Below are 17,814 nucleotides of genomic sequence, written 5' to 3'. Positions count from 1 at the left end.
TCTGGGTTCGTGGGTGCTTCAAGCGTCGGCGTGTTCGGCGGTCAGGCGTTCGTAGGCGTCTTGATCCAGTAGATCTCCCAGCGCCTCGACATCGACCGGTTTGAAGCGAAAGAACCAGCCTTCGCCCAACGGGTCTTCGTTGACCAGTTCCGGGCTGCTTTCCAGCGTGTCGTTGACCTCGACCACCTCACCGTCCAGCGGCATGCCGATGCTGCTGGCGGCTTTCACCGACTCCAGCACCGACACTTCAGCGCCGGCACCGAAGGCGCCCAGTTCAGGCACCTGAACGAACACCACATCCCCCAGCGCCTGCTGGGCAAACGCCGTGATGCCGACTGTGACCAGGCCATTGCTCTCAAGACGCAACCATTCGTGATCGACGGTAAAACGCAATTGGCTCATATCAACTCCTTATTGTTTTAAGGCTCGTGGCGGGGCGACGAGCGGGGTTGGAGGAGTGATAGCAAGGGCGGTGCCAAGGTTTATTAGTTATTTTAAATCAATGGTTTGAAGTGTTTTTGCAAGAAGGGGGATGACGAGTGCTGTATTGAAATCAATACGGGCAAGCAAAGCCCCGGACGCAAGCGCCGTGATTGCTGGCAGGCAAGTGGTTGTCTTGATTTCGCTACGCCGTATCGATTTTCAGACAGAGAATCCGGCAACAACACTGATCCCCCTGTGGGAGCGGGCTTGCTCGCGAAGGCGCCCTGTCAGGCAACACTGATGGTGAATGAAACACCGCATTCGCGAGCAAGCCCGCTCCCACATTTTGACCGAGTCAGTCTTACGGTTTGCTGGGAATCCCATACTTGCGCAGGCGAATCGCGATGGCGCTATGGGACGTCTGCAACCGCGCAGCGAGCAACCGACTGGACGGATAGCTGCGATAAAGCTGTTCCAGCAGGTTCTTTTCAAAGTCGCCAACAGCCTCTTCCAGGCTGCCCACTTCACCGTCGTTTTGCCGCTCGACGGCGGTGCGGGCGATGTCGAGGTCGTCGATGTCCACCAACGGATTTTCGCAAATCGCCGCCGCGCGAAAGATCACGTTTTGCAGTTGCCGCACGTTGCCCGGCCAGCGATTGCCGAGCAGGGCGCTGAAGGTGCTCGGTGCCAGGCGACAGGCCGGTCGCTGGATCTGCGCGCAGGCCTGTTGCATGAAGTGATTGGCCATCAGCAGGATGTCGTGACCGCGTTCGCGCAGCGGCGGCACTTGCAGGTTGAGCACGTTGAGGCGGTAGAACAGGTCTTCGCGGAAACGTCCTTCGGCGACCATTTTTTCCAGGTCGCGGTGGGTGGCGCTGAGCACCCGCACATTGACCCGCACTTCCTTGTCGCCCCCCACCCGACGGAAGCAACCATCGCTCAAGAAACGCAGCAACTTGGCTTGCAGGTAAGGCGACATTTCCCCCACTTCATCGAGGAATACCGTGCCCTGGTCGGCCAGTTCCAGCAGGCCGAGCTTGCCGCCCCGTTGCGCGCCGGTGAAGGCGCCGGGGGCGTAGCCGAACAGCTCGCTTTCAGCGAGGCTCTCCGGCAGTGCCGCGCAGTTCAGGGCCAGGAATGGCGCGTCGTGACGCGGGCTGATGGCATGGCAGGCACGGGCCACCAGCTCCTTGCCGGTGCCGGTTTCACCCTGGATCAACAGTGGCGCATCCAATGCTGCGACCCGTTGGGCGCGGGCTTTGAGCGCACGGATCGGCGGCGATTCGCCGAGCAGCGCATCGAAGCCTTCGGCATGGTCGTGGTGCAGCGCCGACAGGCGTTCGCCGATGCGATTGGGTTGATACAGGGTGAGCAGGGCGCCGGCGTCGGTGATCGGCATCGCGTCGAGGAGCAAGGTCTGGCCGCCGAGACTGACCTCGTGCATCGGCAGGCGGAAATGATGGGCGATCAGGGTGCGCTGCAAATCGGCATCGTCGAACAGGGCGGTCAGCGACTCACCGGCCGGTTCGCGGCCGCACAGGGCGATCAGCGCCGGGTTGGCCAGCAGCACATGACCACGGTCATCCACCGCCAGCACCGGGTCGGAACTGGCGGCCAGCAAGGCGTCCAGTTGCAGGCGCCGGCGTTGCCCCGGAAGGATGTCGACCATGGTCACGGCCTGCACGCCGCGCACATCGAAAAGGGCTTCGCGCAACTCTTCGAGCACCTCGGCGCCGAGGGTCGGCGCATCGATGTAGACGTTGGGCGGGACCATCTCCACAGCGTCCAGGTTGAAACTGCGTCCACCGAGCAGGGCCAGCACTTCCTGGGTGATGCCGACGCGGTCGATGAAGGTGACGTGGATGCGCATGACGGGCCTGCAAGGTTGGCGAACTAAAATCAGTATGCCCGGCAAAATTTCAATTTGGCGAGTGTCATATCACGGCTTGGCGGTTTTACGGGCGCTGGCGGCCAGGTCCTCGAGGAACGCCTGGAGGATGGGCGGCGGCGCCGTGCCGCGCCGGGTGATCACATCGAAGGGTGACTTCAGGCGCAGGCTCGCGGCTGCCAGTTGGTGCATCTCGCCGCTCTTGACCCACTGGCTGGCGAAGTGCTCGGGCAGGAAGCCCACATAGGCGCCGGAGATGATCAGGATGGCCGAAGCCTCGATGTTATCGACAGTGGCGGCCGCCTTGCTGACGCCCAGGTGTTCGAGGTCGTATTGCTGCATGTAGCCGCGCACGACGATGCGCCCGGCGGCGACTTCCTCGAGCAGTTCCGCACCTTCAGCCTGGCTGCCAAACAGCGGGTGGCGCCGCCCGCAATACAAGCCCAGGGCTTCCTGGTACAGCGGCGATTGCAGCAGCCCCGGTACATGGATCGGGAAGTGCCCGATGGCCAGGTGCAGGCGACCGTCGAGCACCCGTTCTTCGAGTTCCGCCGGGGTACCGACGTACACGTTCAGGTGCACGTCGTGGCCGCGGGAAACGAAGCGCTGGGTGGTGCGCGGGATCGGCGAGTCGGGATCGGTGATCGTGGTGTCGATGATCCCCAGATTGAGCTTGCCGCTGATGTGCTGCTTGAGCACGTCGGCGTCCATGCAGAAGTTCTCCACCGCCGACAGCAGGCGCTGGGTGGCTTCATGAATCGCCACGCCCTGTTCGGTCAGGCGAAAGCCGCTGCGCCCGCGCTGGCAGAGTTTGACCCCCAGGCGGGTTTCCAGGTGGGTCATCTGCTCGCTGATGGTCGACTGCCCGGCATTCAGCGCCGCCTGTGCAGCCGAGAAGCCGCCGCAGCGGACAATCGTGGCAAACACCCTGAGCAGTTTCAGGTCGACATCGTGCAGCTGGATCATCTTGGACCTCCGGCCGGTGGACGCATCGGGAATGCCGATATGAGTATCTGATGTTTAGTATTTTTTCCACGAAAACCTGCGCCCATAGTCTTTCCAACGACGGTCGCCTTGCAGTCCGCCAGGCCGATAACAAGAAGTGGAGAGGCTAGAAATGTCGAACAACGGTTATGAATCCGGTCGCCTGAACCTGCCATTCGTGGGTCATTGCACCTTTGGCAAATCCCCGGTGTGCACCGATTGGGATGCACTGGATGCCGACGTCGCGGTGCTGGGCGTGCCCAACGACATGGGCACCCAGTGGCGCTCCGGCGCACGCTTCGGACCCCGCGGGATTCGTGAAGCATCGACGCTGTTTTCCTTCGGCCACGCCGGCGCCTACGATCACGAAGATGACGTGATGTACCTCACCGCATCGGATGTGCGCATGGTCGACGTCGGTGATGCCGACATCGTCCACACCGACATGGCCACCAGCAACAAGAACACCGAATACGCCGTGCGCAAGATCCTCGATGCCGGCGTGATGCCGGTGGTGCTCGGCGGCGACCACTCGGTGCACGCGCCGGTGATCAAGGCCTTCGAAGGCCGCGGCCCGATCCACATCATCCACTTCGATGCGCACCTGGATTTCGTCGACGAGCGCCACGGTGTGCGCTACGGCCACGGCAATCCGCTGCGCCGTGCATCCGAAATGAACCACATCGTCGGCATGACCCAGATGGGCATCCGCAACGTGTCCTCGTCCAACCGTGACGACTACGAAGCGGCCCATGAAGCCGGCTCGAAAATCCTCTCGGTGCGCGACGTGCGCCGCCTCGGCGTCGAGGGTGTGCTGGCGCTGATCCCGCAGAACATCAACTACTACATCACCATCGACATCGACGGTTTCGACCCGTCCATCGCCCCCGGCACCGGCACCCCGAGCCACGGCGGCTTCCTCTACTACGAAGTGCTGGAAATCATCCAGGCCCTGGCCAAGCGCAGCAAGGGCAACATCGTCGGCATGGACCTGGTGGAAGTGGCGCCGGTGTACGACCCGACCGGCATGACCTCGATCCTCGCCGCGCAACTGCTGCTCAACAGCATCGGTTTCATCTTCCACGAGCGCGGCAAGGTACGTGCGGCCGCCGAGAGCGAGTCGACTCCAGCCTGATCATCGAAACCACAAAGCTCAGAAACCAGAGCCCCGGCAGGACCTGACTGCCGGGCAGAGAGAATAAAAATGGACACGATCGTCAAGAGTTACCTGCAGAAATTCGGCGTCAGCGAAGCCACCCAGACCTTTCTCAGCAAGATCCAGAAAATGTTCATCGGCGGCGCCTGGGTCGAAGCCAGCGACGGCCAGACCTCCGATGTCATCGAACCTTCGACCGAAGGCCTGATCACCCGCATTCCCATGGGAACCACCGATGACCTGGACCGCGCCGTGCAAGCCGCCCGCGCGCAGTTCGACGGCGGCGCCTGGCGTCAGGCCAAACCGGCCGAGCGCGAGCGCATGATGCAGCGCCTGGCCGACCTGATCGAACAGAACGCTGCCGAACTGGCGGAAATCGAATCGATCGACATGGGCAAATCCGTGGCCTTCGCCAAGGACGTGGACATCCAGGGAACCGTCGATACCCTGCGTTATTTCGCCGGCTGGGCCACCAAGCTGCACGGCCGTACCGTCGAACCTTCGCTGCCGGGCAACTACCTGGCCTATACCCGCAAGGAAGCGGTCGGCGTAGTCGGCGCCATCGTGCCGTGGAACTTCCCGCTGCAGACCATGGCCTGGAAGCTCGGCGCGGCGCTGGCGACCGGCTGCACAGTGGTAGTCAAACCCGCCGAACTGACCTCGTTGTCGGCCCTGCGTTTTGCTGAACTGGTGCAGGAAGCGGGCATCCCCGACGGCGTGATCAACATCGTCACCGGGCGCGGCAGTGTGGTCGGTGCGGCCATGGCCACCCACCCCGGCATCGACAAACTGACCTTCACCGGCTCGACCCCGGTCGGCCAGACTGTCGGCCGCGCAGCGCTGGATGACATGAAGCGCCTGACCCTCGAACTCGGTGGTAAATCACCGGTCATCGTCTGCGCCGACGCCGACATCCCGGCCGCCGCCCAAGCGGTCGCCAATGGCGTGTTTTTCAACTCCGGGCAGGTATGCGACGCCGGTACACGGGCCTATATTCATAGCAGTGTCTACGACCAATTCCTGGGTGAGCTGATCGCCTATACACGCACCCTGAAAATGGCCCCGGGCCTGGACCCGGACTGCTTCATCGGCCCACTGGTTTCGGCCCTGCAAAAGCAGCGCGTGACCGAGTACATCGAGACCGGCAAGGCTGAAGGCGCCAAACTGGTCTACGGCGGACAAGCGATCGATGGCCCAGGCTTCTTCGTCGAGCCGACCATCTTCGCCCATTGCCGCAACGACATGCGCATTGTCCAGGAAGAGATCTTCGGGCCGGTGCTGGTCACCGCACCCTTCGACGATGAGGAAGAGGCCCTGGCCCTGGCCAACGACTCGCCTTACGGCCTGGCAGCCGCACTGTATTCCAACGACCTTGGCAAAGTGCACAGCTTGATCCCGCGCCTCAAGGCCGGCTCGGTCTACGTCAATGCCCACGGCACCCTCGATCCGTCGATGCCGTTCGGTGGCTACAAGCAGTCCGGGTTCGGCAAGGACCTGGGCGCCGAGCAGCTCGATTACCTGCTCGAAACCAAGGCGGTCTGGATCACGCTGCCAGGCTGATGAGCCCCCACAATCAAAAGGCATCTGCAACAACGCCAGGTAGGCACGGGCAACACTGAACCTGTGGCGAGGGAGCTTGCTCCCGCTGGGGCGCGAAGCGGCCCTGAAAATGGGACTGCTGCGCAGTCCAACGGGAGCAAGCTCCCTCGCCACAGGGGCGTCGTTCCCCCGAAAGAACGCGGTTATCTCGTCATGATCTTCCAACAATAAGAGTCCATCATGAACACTAACGCCAAGTCCGCCCCGAGCGTGTCCAGCCTCGACGAAAAATCCGTCGTCGAGGGGCATTCGATCGACTTCATCCCCGAGAACGAGCGCACCGACAAACTGTCGAGCCAGGGCCCGTTCTGGTTCCTCGGCAATTTCACCTTCTTCACCATGACCATCGGCTTCGTCGGCCCGAGCGTCGGCCTGACCGCGCTCTGGACCACGCTCGCCGGCACGCTGGGCATCATGTTCGGCACGCTGTTCATGGCGTTTCACGGTTCGCAAGGCCCACACCTGGGCCTGCCGCAGATGATCCAGTCCCGCGCGCAGTTCGGTTATCGCGGGGTGATCCTGGTGCTGCTGGCGACGCTGTTCGTGTTCGCCGGCTTCAACATCGTCAACCTGGTGTTGATGATGCAGGGGCTGCACACGCTGTTCGGTTTCAGCCCTGCGGTGATCGCGGTGGCGGTGACCATCCCGGCGGCGGTGCTGGCGATTCTCGGCCATGACTGGATGCACCGCAGCTTCAAATGGGCGCTGTTCCTGTCGTTGCCGCTGTATGGCCTGGTGACCATGGCGGTGCTGATGGGGTGGGTGCCGGATGCGGTGCTGCCGGCACTCGCGGAAGGCGAAGTGGCCCGTGAGCCGCTGGGCTTCAACTGGACCGGTTTCATTGCGCAGTTTGCGGCGGCCGCCAGCTACAACATCGCCTATGCGCCCTATGTGTCGGACTACTCGCGCTACCTGCCGAAAAACACTTCCAGCGGCAAGCTGATCGCGGTGGTGTTCCTCGGGGCTTCGCTGTCCGGTGCATGGATGATTTCCGTGGGTGGCTGGCTGGCCGATCACCTGCATACCACTGACGTGCTGGTGGCCCTGGGGCAAGTCGGCAACACCGTGTCGCCACTGATGGGTACGGCGGTGGTGGTCGTCACTATCCTGGCGTTCCTGCCGGTGATCGCGATGAACATCTACAGCGCCAAGCTGACCACGCTGACCTGCGTCGACTCGATCAAGCACATCGAACCCACCCGCAAGGCACGCATCCTGGCCATCGGCTTCGTGATCCTGCTGCAACTGGGCGTGGCCCTGAGCATCCAGAGTTCGGGCAAAGGCCTGTCGGTGCTGGGGATCTACCTGGTGGTGATGCTGTACTTCCTGGTGCCCTGGACCTCGGTCAACCTCACCGATTACTTCTTCGTGCGCAAGGGCCGCTACGCCATCCCGCACTTCTTCATGCCCCACGGCAACATCTATGGCAGCTGGGGACTGCGCGGCATCGCCGCCTACGCCATCGGTTTTATCTCGATGATTCCGTTCTTCTACATCTTCGACGGCGTTGAACAGCGCGAGGTGTATGTCGGCCCGCTCGCCAAGGCACTGGGCAGCATCGACATCGCCTGGCTGGTCGGGCTGATTGTCTCGGGCCTGGCGTACTACTGGCTGAGCCGCTCGATCGACCTCAAGCGCGAAGAAGCGGTGATCCAGCAGATCGAGAAAACCTCCCCGCAATACACCACCGGCGACACGCTGACCCACAAACAGCAGCCACTGCCGGTATTCACTGAATCGACGGTCGGGAGATAGTCATGACCACGCAAAAAATGGCTACGCAAAAATACGACTACATCATCATTGGCGCAGGCTCGGCAGGTTGTGTGTTGGCCAACCGCCTGAGCGAAGATCCGGCCACCTCGGTGCTGGTCCTGGAATTCGGCGGCAGCGACAAGAGCGTAGTGATCCAGATGCCCAGTGCCTTCTCGATCCCGATGAACACCAAGAAGTACAACTGGCGCTACGAGACCGAGCCGGAGACTTTCCTCAACGGCAGGCGCATTCACTGCCCACGGGGCAAGGTGCTGGGCGGTTCGTCTTCGATCAACGGCCTGGTGTACATCCGTGGTCATGCGCTGGATTTCGACGAGTGGGAATCCCTGGGCGCTGAAGGCTGGGGCTATCGCAACTGCCTGCCGTACTTCAAGCGTGCCGAGAGCTATGAGTCGGGCGGCGACAGCTATCGCGGGCAGACCGGACCCTTGCACACCACCAACGGCAACCACATGAAAAACCCGCTGTACGGGGCCTGGGTCGAAGCCGGCGCGGAGGCGGGCTACATCAAGACCGAAGACTGCAACGGCTACATGCAGGAAGGTTTCGGCGCCATGCACATGACCGTGAAGAATGGCGTGCGCTGCTCCACGGCCAATGCCTATCTGCGTCCGGCCATGGGCCGTCCGAACCTGACGGTGATCACCCATGCGATGACCCGCCAGGTCATCCTCGAAGGCAAGCGTGCGGTGGGGGTCATGTATGACCACGGCGGCCAGACCCACCAGGTGCTTTGCAACCGCGAAGTGCTGATCTCGTCCGGCCCGATCGGCTCGCCGCACCTGCTGCAACGCTCCGGCATCGGCCCGGCGGACGTCCTGCGCAAGGCCGGGATTGGCGTGCGCCATGACTTGCCGGGGGTAGGGGAGAACCTGCAGGATCACGCCGAGGTGTACATCCAGTTCGGCTGCAAGGAACCGGTGACCCTCAACAGCAAGATGGACCCGCTGAGCAAGCTGATGATCGGTCTGCGCTGGCTGCTGTTCAAGGACGGCCTGGGCGCCACCAACCACTTCGAGGCCGGTGGCTTCATTCGCTCCGAGAAAGGCCTGCGCTGGCCGGACATCCAGTTCCACTTTCTGCCGGCAGCGATGCGCTACGACGGCAACAAGCCAATCAAGGGCCATGGCTTCATGGTGCTCACAGGTCCCAACAAACCGAAAAGCCGTGGTTACGTGCGCGTGCGCTCGGCCGACCCGTACGAGCATCCGGAGATTCGCTTCAACTATCTGGAGCGGGAAGAGGACCGCGAAGGCTTCCGCCGCTGCATTCGCCTGACCCGCGAGATCATCGGCCAGAAAGCCATGGACCGCTTCCGCGACGGCGAAATCGCCCCGGGCGCGCAGGTGACCAGCGACGAAGACCTCGACGCCTTCGTGCGCGACAACCTGGAAAGCACCTACCATCCCTGCGGTTCATGCCGCATGGGCGAGGATGACATGGCGGTGGTTGATTCCGAATTGCGCGTGCGCGGCATCGCCGGTCTGCGGGTGATCGATTCGTCGGTGTTCCCGACCGAGCCGAACGGCAATCTCAATGCGCCGACCATCATGCTGGCTGAGCGGGCGTCCGACCTGGTGCGTGGCGTGCAGATGCTGCCGGCGTCGGATGTGCCGGTGGGGCTGGTGGAGGGTTGGGAGAGCAGCCAGCGTACTTCATTGCCGGGGCGTAATGTGCGGGTCTGATTGCAACCCGCAATCAATGTGCAAACCTAATGTGGGAGCGGGCTTGCTCGCGAAAGCGGTGTGTCATTCAACATTTATGTCGACTGACACGGCCTCTTCGCGAGCAAGCCCGCTCCCACATTGGGTGGCGGTGCTTTCAGAAAATTTTAAGTCGCTGTTCCGTTGCCATTGCTAGTCTGTAAATCCTTGAGACCGCAATGGAGCACCCTTATGGCTATTCAGGCCCTGCGCGCCGACGCATCGCATATCGACCAGATCGCCCCTCTGTTTGACGCCTACCGGATGTTCTACGAGCAGCCGTCGAACCTGGCGCAGTCGCGCGCCTTCATCGCCGAGCGCATTGCCCGGGATGAATCGGTGATTTTTCTTGCCCGGGACAACGACGGTGAAAACCTCGGCTTCGTCCAGCTGTTCCCGACCTTTTCCTCGATCGACGCCCATCGCACCTGGCTGCTGGGTGATCTGTTCACCACGCCCGCTGCCCGGGGCAAAGGCGTCGGCACCTTGCTGATGAACACCGCCCGGGATTTTGCAAGGCTGGCCGGTGGCAAAGGCATGACCCTGGAAACCGCCACCGACAATTTCACCGCCCAGCGCTTGTATGAGTCCCTGGGCTGGGTGCGCGACCCCGGTTACTACACCTACTGCCTGGATCTGAAAATAGACTGAGTCAGCAAGCCTTTCAGGCAAACACCGGCCGCATGAATGAACGCTCGTAGCTGAGGATGAATTTCCGGTCTTCGGCGTATTTGAACGCCGCGATGCACGCAGGATCGTTCATCGATTGCTGCCGGTAATGTTCGTAGGCCGCCAGGCTGGGAAAGGTGAACAGCGCCAGGGCGATGTTGTTGGCGCCCTCCGAAGGCAAAAAGTAGCCGTGGTGCTGGCCGCCGAACCTCTCCACCAGAGGGATCCACAACTTGCCGTAATGCTCGAAGGCATCGAGCTGGTAGGGGTCGAGCACGTATTTCAGGTAGCAGGTCACCATTGTTTCACTCCTTGATCAGGTTTTGAGGGCAGTCGCCACTGTAATCAACAGTGGGCGCCCGGCACAGCCGCTTGTTCGACATTGACCGGTAAGTTTGCGCCAGAGGCCTGTGCTGGCGCCGCCGCACTATTGGTTCAGTCAATAGTCACCATCAAGAATCGCAAGTTCTGTTTTTTGCGCAAAGGCGGAAAATTGCCGGCATTGAACACGCTGCTCAAGGAACCTGCGCGATGAAAATCTTGACCCGACTGGCTGTGATTGCCCTGTTGCTGGGCAGTGTTGCGTCTACCGCATCGGCCTTTGCCGAGGACGAACGCGCCTGTCACCTGCCGCCCATCACCGGTAGCCAGGGCGGGTTGCAATATGGTCAGACGGTCGGGGTGCTCTACAGCGAAAACACCGTGGAAAACCTGCAATACCTTGAGCAATACCACTCGGTGGCCGTCAACGGCGCGAAGAACGCACTGGATGCGCGAATTCGCCAGGCCTTCGTCGACAGCTCCGATCCGCTACTGGCCATCGACTGGCTGCTGAGTTCGTTGCACAAGAGCTTTCTGTCGGTGACGGTCTACGACAACCTTGATGCCCTGGTGCAGGCCCATCCCGATGTCGTGGTGATGCTCGATACCCACAACCAGTTGCTGACCCAGCGTAACGACCGGGTCGAGGCGCGTTTCGCCGCGCGGTTTTACGACGCCAGTCTGCAATACATCGGCAAGGCCGAAGGCGCGGTGGAAAAACAGCTGCCGTCGGTGTGGGTGCATGACAAGGCCGCGCCCGAGATTGCCGCGCAAATCGAACAGCAACGCGACTTGCAACTGACAGCATTGAAGCAATTCGATGCGTCGTTGAAGGCGCTGGTATCCGCCGGATTAACCGCAGCAACCCATTAACCAGCCCGACGTCCGCGGAACGGCGGGCAAGCCCATTCACCGTAGATTGCTTTTCAGGACCTGATTCATGCGCACTTTTTTTGCCCCGACCCTGGCCTTCGCCTCGCTGTTGCTGGCCGGTTGTGCCACGCCGAACAATCCGACCATGACCTTGCAGACCAGCAAGTCACCCGAGGCGTACACCCATTGCGTGGTGCCGAAGTTGCAGCACGATGCACTGGCGCCCACGGTGTCGCAGACCCAGCGCAGCTACCGGATCGTCGTATCGAGCAAAGTGGCGGCGGACAACGTGCTTGAAACCTACAAGGCCTCGAACGGCGGCAAGGTGTTCCTGTACGAGCGCAAGCTGCTGGCGTCGACCTTCGTGCCGTCCAGTTTCGAGCGTGCGGCGCAGGAATGCCTGTAAGCGCAATTTCAGGCAAAAAAAAGCCGCCGGGAGAGGCAGCAGAAAGTTAAAGCACGCATTGGATGAGCTGAGTATGGCGGACGGTGCATGACAATTCGATGACAAATGAACAATTGTGGCGAGGGAGCTTGTCGGATCGGCGTAGCGTCCCTGCCGTCTTCCTGGCCTTCAGCGCCGGGCTTGAGGTTCGTCACCGTGAAAACCCGCCAACAGCGTCTACCCTCATCGGTCACAACCATCATGATGAGGGGGCAGATAGTGATGAAAACGGACAAGGTTGAATCAAGCGAAGCCTCGGCACTGATCGACGAGCGAATCCGCGAACTGGCCGACTGGCGCGGCGAGACCCTGGCCCGCATGCGCAAGATCATCCGCCAGGCCGACCCCGAAGTGATCGAAGAGTGGAAGTGGCGCGTGCCGGTGTGGTCCCGTGCCGGCATCCTCTGCACCGGCGAGACTTACAAGCAAGTGGTGAAGCTGACCTTCGCCAAGGGAGCATCGCTGGACGATCCGTCGAAGCTGTTCAATGCAAGCCTTGAAGGCAATACTCGACGTGCCATCGATATCCGCGAGGGCGAGCAGATCGATGAAGCGGCGCTGACGGCGTTGATTCAGGCGGCCATTGAACTCAACAAAAAGTAAGCCATGCACAAGTCCCTGTGGGAGCGGGCTTGCTCGCGAAAGCGATAGTCCAGTCACCTACGATGTTGAATGTGAAGGCCTCTTCGCGAGCAAGCCCGCTCCCACAGGGATTGCGTCCATTTGACCACTTGGGGTATCCCCGGCCTGCATGTTCCAATAGCGAGCATTCGCAGACTGGAAACGCAACATGAAGAAAATCGCCGCCCTGGCCCTCGCCCTGGCACTCAGCGCTGGCCTGTTCAGCGCACCCACCCTTGCTGCGGGCGATGTCCAGGCCGGGGAGAAAGTGTACAAGCGCCTCTGCAGCGGCTGCCATCAGATCGGCGAATCGGCTCGCGCCTTCTTCGGCCCGCAGCTCAATGGCGTGATCGGTCGCCACTCCGCCGTCACCACCGACTACGTGTATTCCGACGCGATGAAATCCGCCAACCTGGTCTGGGATCGCGAAACCCTGATCGCCTACCTTGAAGCACCGAAAAAAGTGGTGCCTGGCACGCGCATGATTTTCTGGGGCCTGAGCGATCCGGAAAAAATCGAAGACCTGTTGGCCTATCTGCAAACTTTTCCGGCGCAGTAATCACTCGCCGGCGGCCTTGTGGAAACCCGATCACCACCGAGTCAGTGTTGCTCAACCTTAACCGCAAGGTGGTGCGGCTCGACATCGACGCGATCTCCGCTGTTGGTGGCGTGATTCACTGCGTGACCAGCCATCAGCCGATAGCGTGAAGACTCCAGGTTGCACACAAAACCTGTGGGAGCGGGCTTGCTCGCGAAAGCGGAGTGTCAGTCAACATCTCTATCGACTGTTTCACCGCCTTCGCGAGCAAGCCCGCTCCCACAAGGGTATTTGTTGAATCAGGTAAGTCAGACTTTGCTGGCCTTCAGATAAGCACCGAGGCGCCGCCCCATTTCCTCACCCAACGCCTGCAAGCCACTCAGCGGCCGCACCATCACTTCAAACTCGACAATCCTGCCCTGTTCGTTGAAGCGGATCATGTCGATGCCCTTGAGCTCTTTATCGCCGACCCGGGCGCTGAATTCGAGAATCACGTTCAAGCCATCCGCCGTCGCCAGCTCGCGGTGATAGGCAAAATTCTCGAACACGTTCATGACCGTGTTGAGGATCATCGACACCACTGGCGCCCCCGGATACGGCGTGTGCGCCATCGGCGAGCGGAACACCGCCTGCGGATCGAGCAGTTCGGGCAAGGCGCTCAAGTCGCGGTTGCCGAGCATTGCGTGCCACTGCTTCAGGGACGCTGCGACATTGGGGTTCAGGTTCAGCTCAGACATCTTCAACTCCTGTTTTTATTGTTGTGGTGCGAAAGCGTTGATCGATAACCCTGGCGGCATCGTCGGCCCATTGATGGTAGAGCATCGGCCCCGGATGAAAACCATCGCTGGCCATCAAGCCCGGTTCGGGTGCCAGCGGGGTGGTCAGCATCGTGCATTGATCCACGCCTGCGGCCAGATCCGCAAGATGTGCGTTGAAGCGACGCGCCCTGAACCCCAGAAACCAGCGTAGCGGCTGCGGCAGGGCGGGGAACAAATGCATCGGTGGAAGCGGCGAGACCACAATCTGCCTCACCGCGAACCTGTCGCACAACAGCGTCATTAAGCGCTGTTGCCGAGTGAGCCACTGATCCAGGGTGAGCGAGCTGGTGACATCGTTGACGCCAATCGACAACAGCGCCACATCGAACGGCTCGGGGGTGTGCTGTTCGAGCAGCTCCAGCAACCCTTGCGAATCCAGGCCGGTGCGCGCCCAGAGTTTCCATGACACCTGATAATCCTCGACCAGGCGCTCCACCAGCCGACCGCTGAGCGCCTCACCTTGAGTCGCCGCACCCACCCCCGCCGCAGCGCTGTCGCCGACAATCAACAACCGCAGAGCATCGCCGCTGCCGGCCACGCCCTGGCGTTCACCTTCGGCCTCCGGCAGCCTGGGCGTCATCCGTCGCGTGTACAGGCCCTGCATCAGCAGCAACGGGCCGAGCAGGATTTTGGCGAGGGTTTCCGTATGGCTCATGGGCAGGCGCCTGATTGAAGAGAGAGATTAGCCGGCGAACTCGTCATCGAAAATACTTTCGATAGGCAGCGCAAATGCCCGGGCAATCTGGAACGCCAAGGGCAGGCTGGGATCATAGCGGCCATTTTCGATGGCATTGATGGTCTGCCGTGAAACATTCAATAACGCCGCCAGATCGACCTGCGACCAATTGCGTTCGGCACGCAGTTCCTTGAGACGGTTTTTCATTGGTAGCGCCGCTTGGCCAGTCTGAGCCCGATCATCCACATCAGGCCCATCATTGGCCACACGCAGACCCAGGACACGTGCGGAAAGCCGACATTCTCCAGAAAGCCGTAAGTGAAAGTCAGCAGCGCCGAAGCGGCAAAGGCAAAACCGAGCGCTTCGTACTGGATACGCAAGTGCATTTCGTCCAGCGTGCGCATGTTGCGCACCACTGCCCAACACATCAGCCCCGCAGGAATCACCGGCAACAGCGTGATGATGATCTTCAGCGCCATGGCCATATCTTGCTGATCCTTGAGCAGGATGACCGACAAGATCAGCAATACCGAGTACAGCGCCGCCGCGGCACCCATTTCCATGTAATAGCGTTTCATTGCTTCTTCCTGATGTAAAAGACCCTTTACATATTCGCCGGGGATTTCACAAATGTAAAGGGTGTTTTACATCGCGATCAGCCGACTGTCTCCGGTTGTCGCGCAGGCGGAGCCTCTTGTGTACGCAACTGATGGCTCATGTCGTTGCAGTTACGCGACCAGTCCGTCAACCATGGCGGCATCGACGGCGATTGCTCTGGCAAACCCAGCTCCAGCGCGAATTCACCGGGTGCCACCGTGCCTCTACCCGCGCGGAACAGACCGCGCATCACCACCACGCCGACCACCCGGCCCTTGCTGACGAAACGGTGCTCCATAAAGCTCCACTTGTCGTCCCAGCCAAGCATGCGGGTATGTATTTCAAAGGCTTCGAACAGGCGCAACTCTCGGCGGAACTTGCCCCAGGTATCGCCGACAATCGGCACGGCCTTATGACGAAGCGCCACACGAAAGGCCCCGCTGCGCAGTACGTAATCCATTCGCCCGATGTCTGCCAGCGTGAAATAGCGACCGTTGGTGACGTGCCGGTTGAGGTCCAGATCCAGCGGCCACACGCGCATGCGCACAACGGTGGTCGCCGAGGCGTCCACGGGTTTGCGCCACGGGCGACGCAACAGCATGAGGAAAAGTCGAAACCAGAGATTCATAAGTGCGCCACCGTTGGGTTGATGGCTGCACTTTAGGCCTTGTAAATCGGCTAAGGTAGGTGCGCAAATGACATTTTTCATGCGAAAAGCGCAATGGGGTCGCTATGCACATCACCTTGTTACTGGCGGATCAATGCTCCGCCGCCAGCGCAACCATGGCCCTGGAAGTGCTCAGTGCCGCCAACCTGTTCGCCGATAGCGATCCACCACCGTTCAGGGTGGTCAGCGCTTCGCTCGATGGCGCCGATGTCGCCGCCTGGGGCGGGCAGCGGTTGCATGTGAACCGTTCCACTGGCGAGATCCCGCGAACCGATCTGGTCCTGATCCCGGGATTCCTCTTCACCCTCAAGGACGCCTTGCCGACCTTTTGTGCCTATGGACCGTGGCTGCGTGAGCAGCACGCCCAAGGTGCGGTGGTGGCTTCCATGTGCACGGCGGCGTTCATGTTGGGTGAGGCCGGGCTATTGAACGGCACCCGTGCGACCACGCACTGGGCTTTTGCCGAGCTTTTCCGTCGCCGCTATACCCAAGCCTTGCTCGACGAAGGGCAAATCATTTGCGAGGACAATCGCGTGGTCACCAGCGGCGGCGCGAGTGCGGCCATGGACCTGTTGCTGCACCTGGTGCGTCGCTTTGCGTCACTGGAACTGGCGCAAAAGTGTGGCAAGTACCTGTTGGTCGACTCGGTGCGCAGCGAGCAGTCGGTGTATGTGATGTGGTCAATGCCCAAGAGCCACGGTGATGGCGATATCCTGCGGGTGCAATACTGGCTGGAAGAACACTTCGATCAGCCGTTGTTGATCGATGATGTGGCCCAACAATTCGGCTTCGGCGTGCGCAACTTCAAGCGACGTTTCAAGGACGCCACCGGCTACACGCCGATTGCCTACCTGCAGACCTTGCGCCTGGAAAAGGCCAAGCAATTGCTTGAATCCACACGCATGACGCTGGACAGCATCACCTATGCGGTGGGCTACGAGGATGGCAACTCGTTTCGCAGGCTGTTTCAACAACGCGTCGGGCTACTGCCGGCGGCTTACCGCAAGCGGTTCCAGGCGGCAGCGAACTGAAGAGCAAAGCGCGTCCATGAAAACCCGACAGATTGGGCCGGGCTCTTCGTCTGGATCACTTCGCTGTCATCGACCCACAACACACAATTCGCCCGTCGCACGAATCATCGCCTGGCCATGCAGGTAATCCTTGATCAGCGCCGAGCGTTCGGTGGCCAGCCATTGCGGGCAGTTCGGGTCTTTGCGGTAGGGCAGGAACGCGGCGTACTGCGTGAGCAGCAGGTTCTGCAGTTTGTCGAGGTTGGGCCGGATGTCGTTGTTGAGGTCCGGTCGTGGCGTGTCCGGTGCCTTGTGCGCCGCTTGCCATTGTGCGAGTCGGCCGTATTGCAGCAGTTTGCTGGCTTCGATCTGGGCCGCAATCAGGTCGGCGACATCGTCGGGGTCGAGCTTGCGCTGGTCCGCCTGCTTGCGCGCGTTGGCGATGACTTGCGCTTCCCGGGCATTGTCCTGGACCGGTTTGCCGCTGTCCCACTTGGTCAGCGCCACCAGCTCACTGATGTTCAAGCGCTCGTTCATCGTCGCCAGCAAGGGTTGCAGGGCATCGGGTGCCGGGGGCGTCGTGCCGGCCTGGGCAACGCCAGCGAACAAACCGAGCAGGGCGCAAGCCAGCCAGTGCGAAAGGCGTGGGGAACGGGGCATGGGCGGAATCTCCTTGGACGCAGAAATCATTCCGGCTTGTGTATCACAAGTGCGGCCAGGGAACGACAGGTTGCGAATGATTCAGGCCAGCAACCGCTCAATCTGCGCCAGCTCCCAGGTGCTGAGCAAACTCACCGGGTCGGTGCCGAAGCGCTGCCCGTTGTCGAACGCATACTCGCGGCCATCGGGGCATAGGCCGTGCAGGCAGTGGCGCAAGTGGCCGGCGTCGACGTCGAGCAACAGGCGCCAGCCGTCGATGTCGACCTGTACAAGGTTCGACGTGCAGTATTCATCGATACGCTTGAAGGTGCGAATACCCTGGGCGGCATCGCGCAACGGCTGGTAAACCTCGCGGGCGGTGAGGGCGGGCACAGGTGTCTCCGGGATGAA

21 protein-coding genes are annotated in these 17,814 nt (G+C 61.2%); 10 read left to right on the top strand and 11 right to left on the bottom strand.

The window, feature by feature from the left end:
• Positions 1-18: 18 nt before the first annotated feature.
• The 3 genes from gcvH to ACXX83_RS14125 form a co-directional block, all read right to left on the bottom strand.
• Positions 19-402, bottom strand: coding sequence for a glycine cleavage system protein GcvH (gene gcvH, locus ACXX83_RS14135; protein WP_458374301.1), 384 nt, complete (start codon positions 400-402; stop codon positions 19-21).
• Between the two features lie 382 nt (positions 403-784).
• Positions 785-2,293: a transcriptional regulator GcsR gene (gene gcsR / locus ACXX83_RS14130; RefSeq protein ID WP_458548856.1), complete on the bottom strand. Its 1,509-nt coding sequence runs from the start codon at positions 2,291-2,293 to the stop codon at positions 785-787.
• 69 nt (positions 2,294-2,362) lie between these two features.
• On the bottom strand, positions 2,363-3,277 hold the full coding sequence (locus ACXX83_RS14125) for a LysR family transcriptional regulator (RefSeq protein ID WP_015094432.1): 915 nt from the start codon (positions 3,275-3,277) through the stop codon (positions 2,363-2,365).
• Positions 3,278-3,428: 151 nt separating this feature from the next.
• Here ACXX83_RS14125 and speB point away from each other — a divergent pair, with 151 nt between their 5' ends.
• The 5 genes from speB (at position 3,429) to ACXX83_RS14100 (ending at position 10,180) form a co-directional block, all read left to right on the top strand.
• On the top strand, positions 3,429-4,430 hold the full coding sequence (gene speB / locus ACXX83_RS14120; RefSeq protein ID WP_104447745.1) for an agmatinase: 1,002 nt from the start codon (positions 3,429-3,431) through the stop codon (positions 4,428-4,430).
• A 69-nt stretch (positions 4,431-4,499) separates the two neighbouring features.
• Positions 4,500-6,011 carry an aldehyde dehydrogenase family protein gene (locus ACXX83_RS14115; protein ID WP_217835675.1) on the top strand — a complete coding sequence of 504 codons (1,512 nt, stop codon included), beginning with the start codon at positions 4,500-4,502 and terminating at the stop codon, positions 6,009-6,011.
• A 219-nt stretch (positions 6,012-6,230) separates the two neighbouring features.
• Entirely contained in the window at positions 6,231-7,805 is a 1,575-nt protein-coding gene (locus tag ACXX83_RS14110; protein ID WP_126046346.1) for a purine-cytosine permease family protein, read from the top strand.
• A 17-nt stretch (positions 7,806-7,822) separates the two neighbouring features.
• Positions 7,823-9,511: a choline dehydrogenase gene (betA, locus tag ACXX83_RS14105; RefSeq protein ID WP_095966459.1), complete on the top strand. Its 1,689-nt coding sequence runs from the start codon at positions 7,823-7,825 to the stop codon at positions 9,509-9,511.
• 210 nt (positions 9,512-9,721) lie between these two features.
• Positions 9,722-10,180 carry a GNAT family N-acetyltransferase gene (locus ACXX83_RS14100; RefSeq protein ID WP_458548854.1) on the top strand — a complete coding sequence of 153 codons (459 nt, stop codon included), beginning with the start codon at positions 9,722-9,724 and terminating at the stop codon, positions 10,178-10,180.
• 13 nt (positions 10,181-10,193) lie between these two features.
• Here the strand turns inward: ACXX83_RS14100 and ACXX83_RS14095 are convergent, their stop codons facing one another.
• On the bottom strand, positions 10,194-10,499 hold the full coding sequence (locus ACXX83_RS14095) for an NIPSNAP family protein (RefSeq protein WP_458548853.1): 306 nt from the start codon (positions 10,497-10,499) through the stop codon (positions 10,194-10,196).
• A gap of 230 nt (positions 10,500-10,729) precedes the next feature.
• On the opposite strand from ACXX83_RS14095, the gene ACXX83_RS14090 reads away from it, so the two are divergent.
• The 4 genes from ACXX83_RS14090 to ACXX83_RS14075 all read left to right on the top strand — a co-directional run bounded on the left by ACXX83_RS14090 (position 10,730) and on the right by ACXX83_RS14075 (position 13,017).
• Positions 10,730-11,392 carry an ATPase gene (locus ACXX83_RS14090; protein WP_458548852.1) on the top strand — a complete coding sequence of 221 codons (663 nt, stop codon included), beginning with the start codon at positions 10,730-10,732 and terminating at the stop codon, positions 11,390-11,392.
• A 67-nt stretch (positions 11,393-11,459) separates the two neighbouring features.
• Positions 11,460-11,798, top strand: a complete 339-nt coding sequence (locus ACXX83_RS14085) for a YgdI/YgdR family lipoprotein (protein ID WP_217835672.1) — start codon at positions 11,460-11,462, stop codon at positions 11,796-11,798.
• Between the two features lie 261 nt (positions 11,799-12,059).
• The gene (locus ACXX83_RS14080) at positions 12,060-12,440 is read left to right on the top strand and encodes a DUF1801 domain-containing protein (RefSeq protein WP_217835671.1); all 381 of its coding nucleotides are present in this window, start codon (positions 12,060-12,062) and stop codon (positions 12,438-12,440) included.
• Positions 12,441-12,627: 187 nt separating this feature from the next.
• Positions 12,628-13,017 carry a c-type cytochrome gene (locus tag ACXX83_RS14075; protein WP_458548851.1) on the top strand — a complete coding sequence of 130 codons (390 nt, stop codon included), beginning with the start codon at positions 12,628-12,630 and terminating at the stop codon, positions 13,015-13,017.
• A gap of 287 nt (positions 13,018-13,304) precedes the next feature.
• On the opposite strand, the gene ACXX83_RS14070 is transcribed toward ACXX83_RS14075, so the two are convergent.
• From ACXX83_RS14070 to ACXX83_RS14050, 5 genes are all read right to left on the bottom strand, one after another.
• Positions 13,305-13,733: a nuclear transport factor 2 family protein gene (locus ACXX83_RS14070; protein ID WP_458548850.1), complete on the bottom strand. Its 429-nt coding sequence runs from the start codon at positions 13,731-13,733 to the stop codon at positions 13,305-13,307.
• Entirely contained in the window at positions 13,726-14,469 is a 744-nt protein-coding gene (locus tag ACXX83_RS14065) for an SGNH/GDSL hydrolase family protein (protein WP_458548849.1), read from the bottom strand. Before ACXX83_RS14065 ends, ACXX83_RS14070 begins: the two co-directional genes overlap by 8 nt.
• Positions 14,470-14,496: 27 nt before the next feature.
• Positions 14,497-14,697, bottom strand: coding sequence for a helix-turn-helix transcriptional regulator (locus tag ACXX83_RS14060; RefSeq protein WP_458548847.1), 201 nt, complete (start codon positions 14,695-14,697; stop codon positions 14,497-14,499).
• Entirely contained in the window at positions 14,694-15,068 is a 375-nt protein-coding gene (locus tag ACXX83_RS14055; protein WP_458548846.1) for a hypothetical protein, read from the bottom strand. The genes ACXX83_RS14060 and ACXX83_RS14055 overlap by 4 nt, the downstream gene beginning before the upstream one ends.
• Before the next feature lie 77 nt (positions 15,069-15,145).
• Positions 15,146-15,715, bottom strand: a complete 570-nt coding sequence (locus tag ACXX83_RS14050; protein ID WP_015094447.1) for an acyl-CoA thioesterase — start codon at positions 15,713-15,715, stop codon at positions 15,146-15,148.
• A 104-nt stretch (positions 15,716-15,819) separates the two neighbouring features.
• Here ACXX83_RS14050 and ACXX83_RS14045 point away from each other — a divergent pair, with 104 nt between their 5' ends.
• Positions 15,820-16,785, top strand: coding sequence for a GlxA family transcriptional regulator (locus ACXX83_RS14045; protein ID WP_458548845.1), 966 nt, complete (start codon positions 15,820-15,822; stop codon positions 16,783-16,785).
• A 66-nt stretch (positions 16,786-16,851) separates the two neighbouring features.
• Here ACXX83_RS14045 and ACXX83_RS14040 read toward each other — a convergent pair whose 3' ends face one another.
• Positions 16,852-17,424, bottom strand: coding sequence for a chorismate mutase (locus ACXX83_RS14040; RefSeq protein ID WP_458548844.1), 573 nt, complete (start codon positions 17,422-17,424; stop codon positions 16,852-16,854).
• Positions 17,425-17,505: 81 nt separating this feature from the next.
• On the bottom strand, positions 17,506-17,796 hold the full coding sequence (locus ACXX83_RS14035) for a DUF7693 family protein (RefSeq protein WP_458548843.1): 291 nt from the start codon (positions 17,794-17,796) through the stop codon (positions 17,506-17,508).
• Positions 17,797-17,814 lie beyond the last annotated feature (18 nt).

Source organism: Pseudomonas sp. GNP012 (assembly GCF_054343835.1).
This window is presented reverse-complemented; position numbering and strand designations above follow the sequence as displayed.

Excerpts from the sequence above, each read along its gene's own strand:
- gcvH (WP_458374301.1), bottom strand. The coding sequence starts at position 402 with ATGAGCCAATTGCGTTTTACCGTCGATCACGAATGGTTGCGTCTTGAG.
- gcsR (WP_458548856.1), bottom strand. The coding sequence starts at position 2,293 with ATGCGCATCCACGTCACCTTCATCGACCGCGTCGGCATCACCCAGGAA.
- ACXX83_RS14125 (WP_015094432.1), bottom strand. The coding sequence starts at position 3,277 with ATGATCCAGCTGCACGATGTCGACCTGAAACTGCTCAGGGTGTTTGCC.
- speB (WP_104447745.1), top strand. The coding sequence starts at position 3,429 with ATGTCGAACAACGGTTATGAATCCGGTCGCCTGAACCTGCCATTCGTG.
- ACXX83_RS14115 (WP_217835675.1), top strand. The coding sequence starts at position 4,500 with ATGGACACGATCGTCAAGAGTTACCTGCAGAAATTCGGCGTCAGCGAA.
- ACXX83_RS14110 (WP_126046346.1), top strand. The coding sequence starts at position 6,231 with ATGAACACTAACGCCAAGTCCGCCCCGAGCGTGTCCAGCCTCGACGAA.
- betA (WP_095966459.1), top strand. The coding sequence starts at position 7,823 with ATGGCTACGCAAAAATACGACTACATCATCATTGGCGCAGGCTCGGCA.
- ACXX83_RS14100 (WP_458548854.1), top strand. The coding sequence starts at position 9,722 with ATGGCTATTCAGGCCCTGCGCGCCGACGCATCGCATATCGACCAGATC.
- ACXX83_RS14095 (WP_458548853.1), bottom strand. The coding sequence starts at position 10,499 with ATGGTGACCTGCTACCTGAAATACGTGCTCGACCCCTACCAGCTCGAT.
- ACXX83_RS14090 (WP_458548852.1), top strand. The coding sequence starts at position 10,730 with ATGAAAATCTTGACCCGACTGGCTGTGATTGCCCTGTTGCTGGGCAGT.
- ACXX83_RS14085 (WP_217835672.1), top strand. The coding sequence starts at position 11,460 with ATGCGCACTTTTTTTGCCCCGACCCTGGCCTTCGCCTCGCTGTTGCTG.
- ACXX83_RS14080 (WP_217835671.1), top strand. The coding sequence starts at position 12,060 with ATGAAAACGGACAAGGTTGAATCAAGCGAAGCCTCGGCACTGATCGAC.
- ACXX83_RS14075 (WP_458548851.1), top strand. The coding sequence starts at position 12,628 with ATGAAGAAAATCGCCGCCCTGGCCCTCGCCCTGGCACTCAGCGCTGGC.
- ACXX83_RS14070 (WP_458548850.1), bottom strand. The coding sequence starts at position 13,733 with ATGTCTGAGCTGAACCTGAACCCCAATGTCGCAGCGTCCCTGAAGCAG.
- ACXX83_RS14065 (WP_458548849.1), bottom strand. The coding sequence starts at position 14,469 with ATGAGCCATACGGAAACCCTCGCCAAAATCCTGCTCGGCCCGTTGCTG.
- ACXX83_RS14060 (WP_458548847.1), bottom strand. The coding sequence starts at position 14,697 with ATGAAAAACCGTCTCAAGGAACTGCGTGCCGAACGCAATTGGTCGCAG.
- ACXX83_RS14055 (WP_458548846.1), bottom strand. The coding sequence starts at position 15,068 with ATGAAACGCTATTACATGGAAATGGGTGCCGCGGCGGCGCTGTACTCG.
- ACXX83_RS14050 (WP_015094447.1), bottom strand. The coding sequence starts at position 15,715 with ATGAATCTCTGGTTTCGACTTTTCCTCATGCTGTTGCGTCGCCCGTGG.
- ACXX83_RS14045 (WP_458548845.1), top strand. The coding sequence starts at position 15,820 with ATGCACATCACCTTGTTACTGGCGGATCAATGCTCCGCCGCCAGCGCA.
- ACXX83_RS14040 (WP_458548844.1), bottom strand. The coding sequence starts at position 17,424 with ATGCCCCGTTCCCCACGCCTTTCGCACTGGCTGGCTTGCGCCCTGCTC.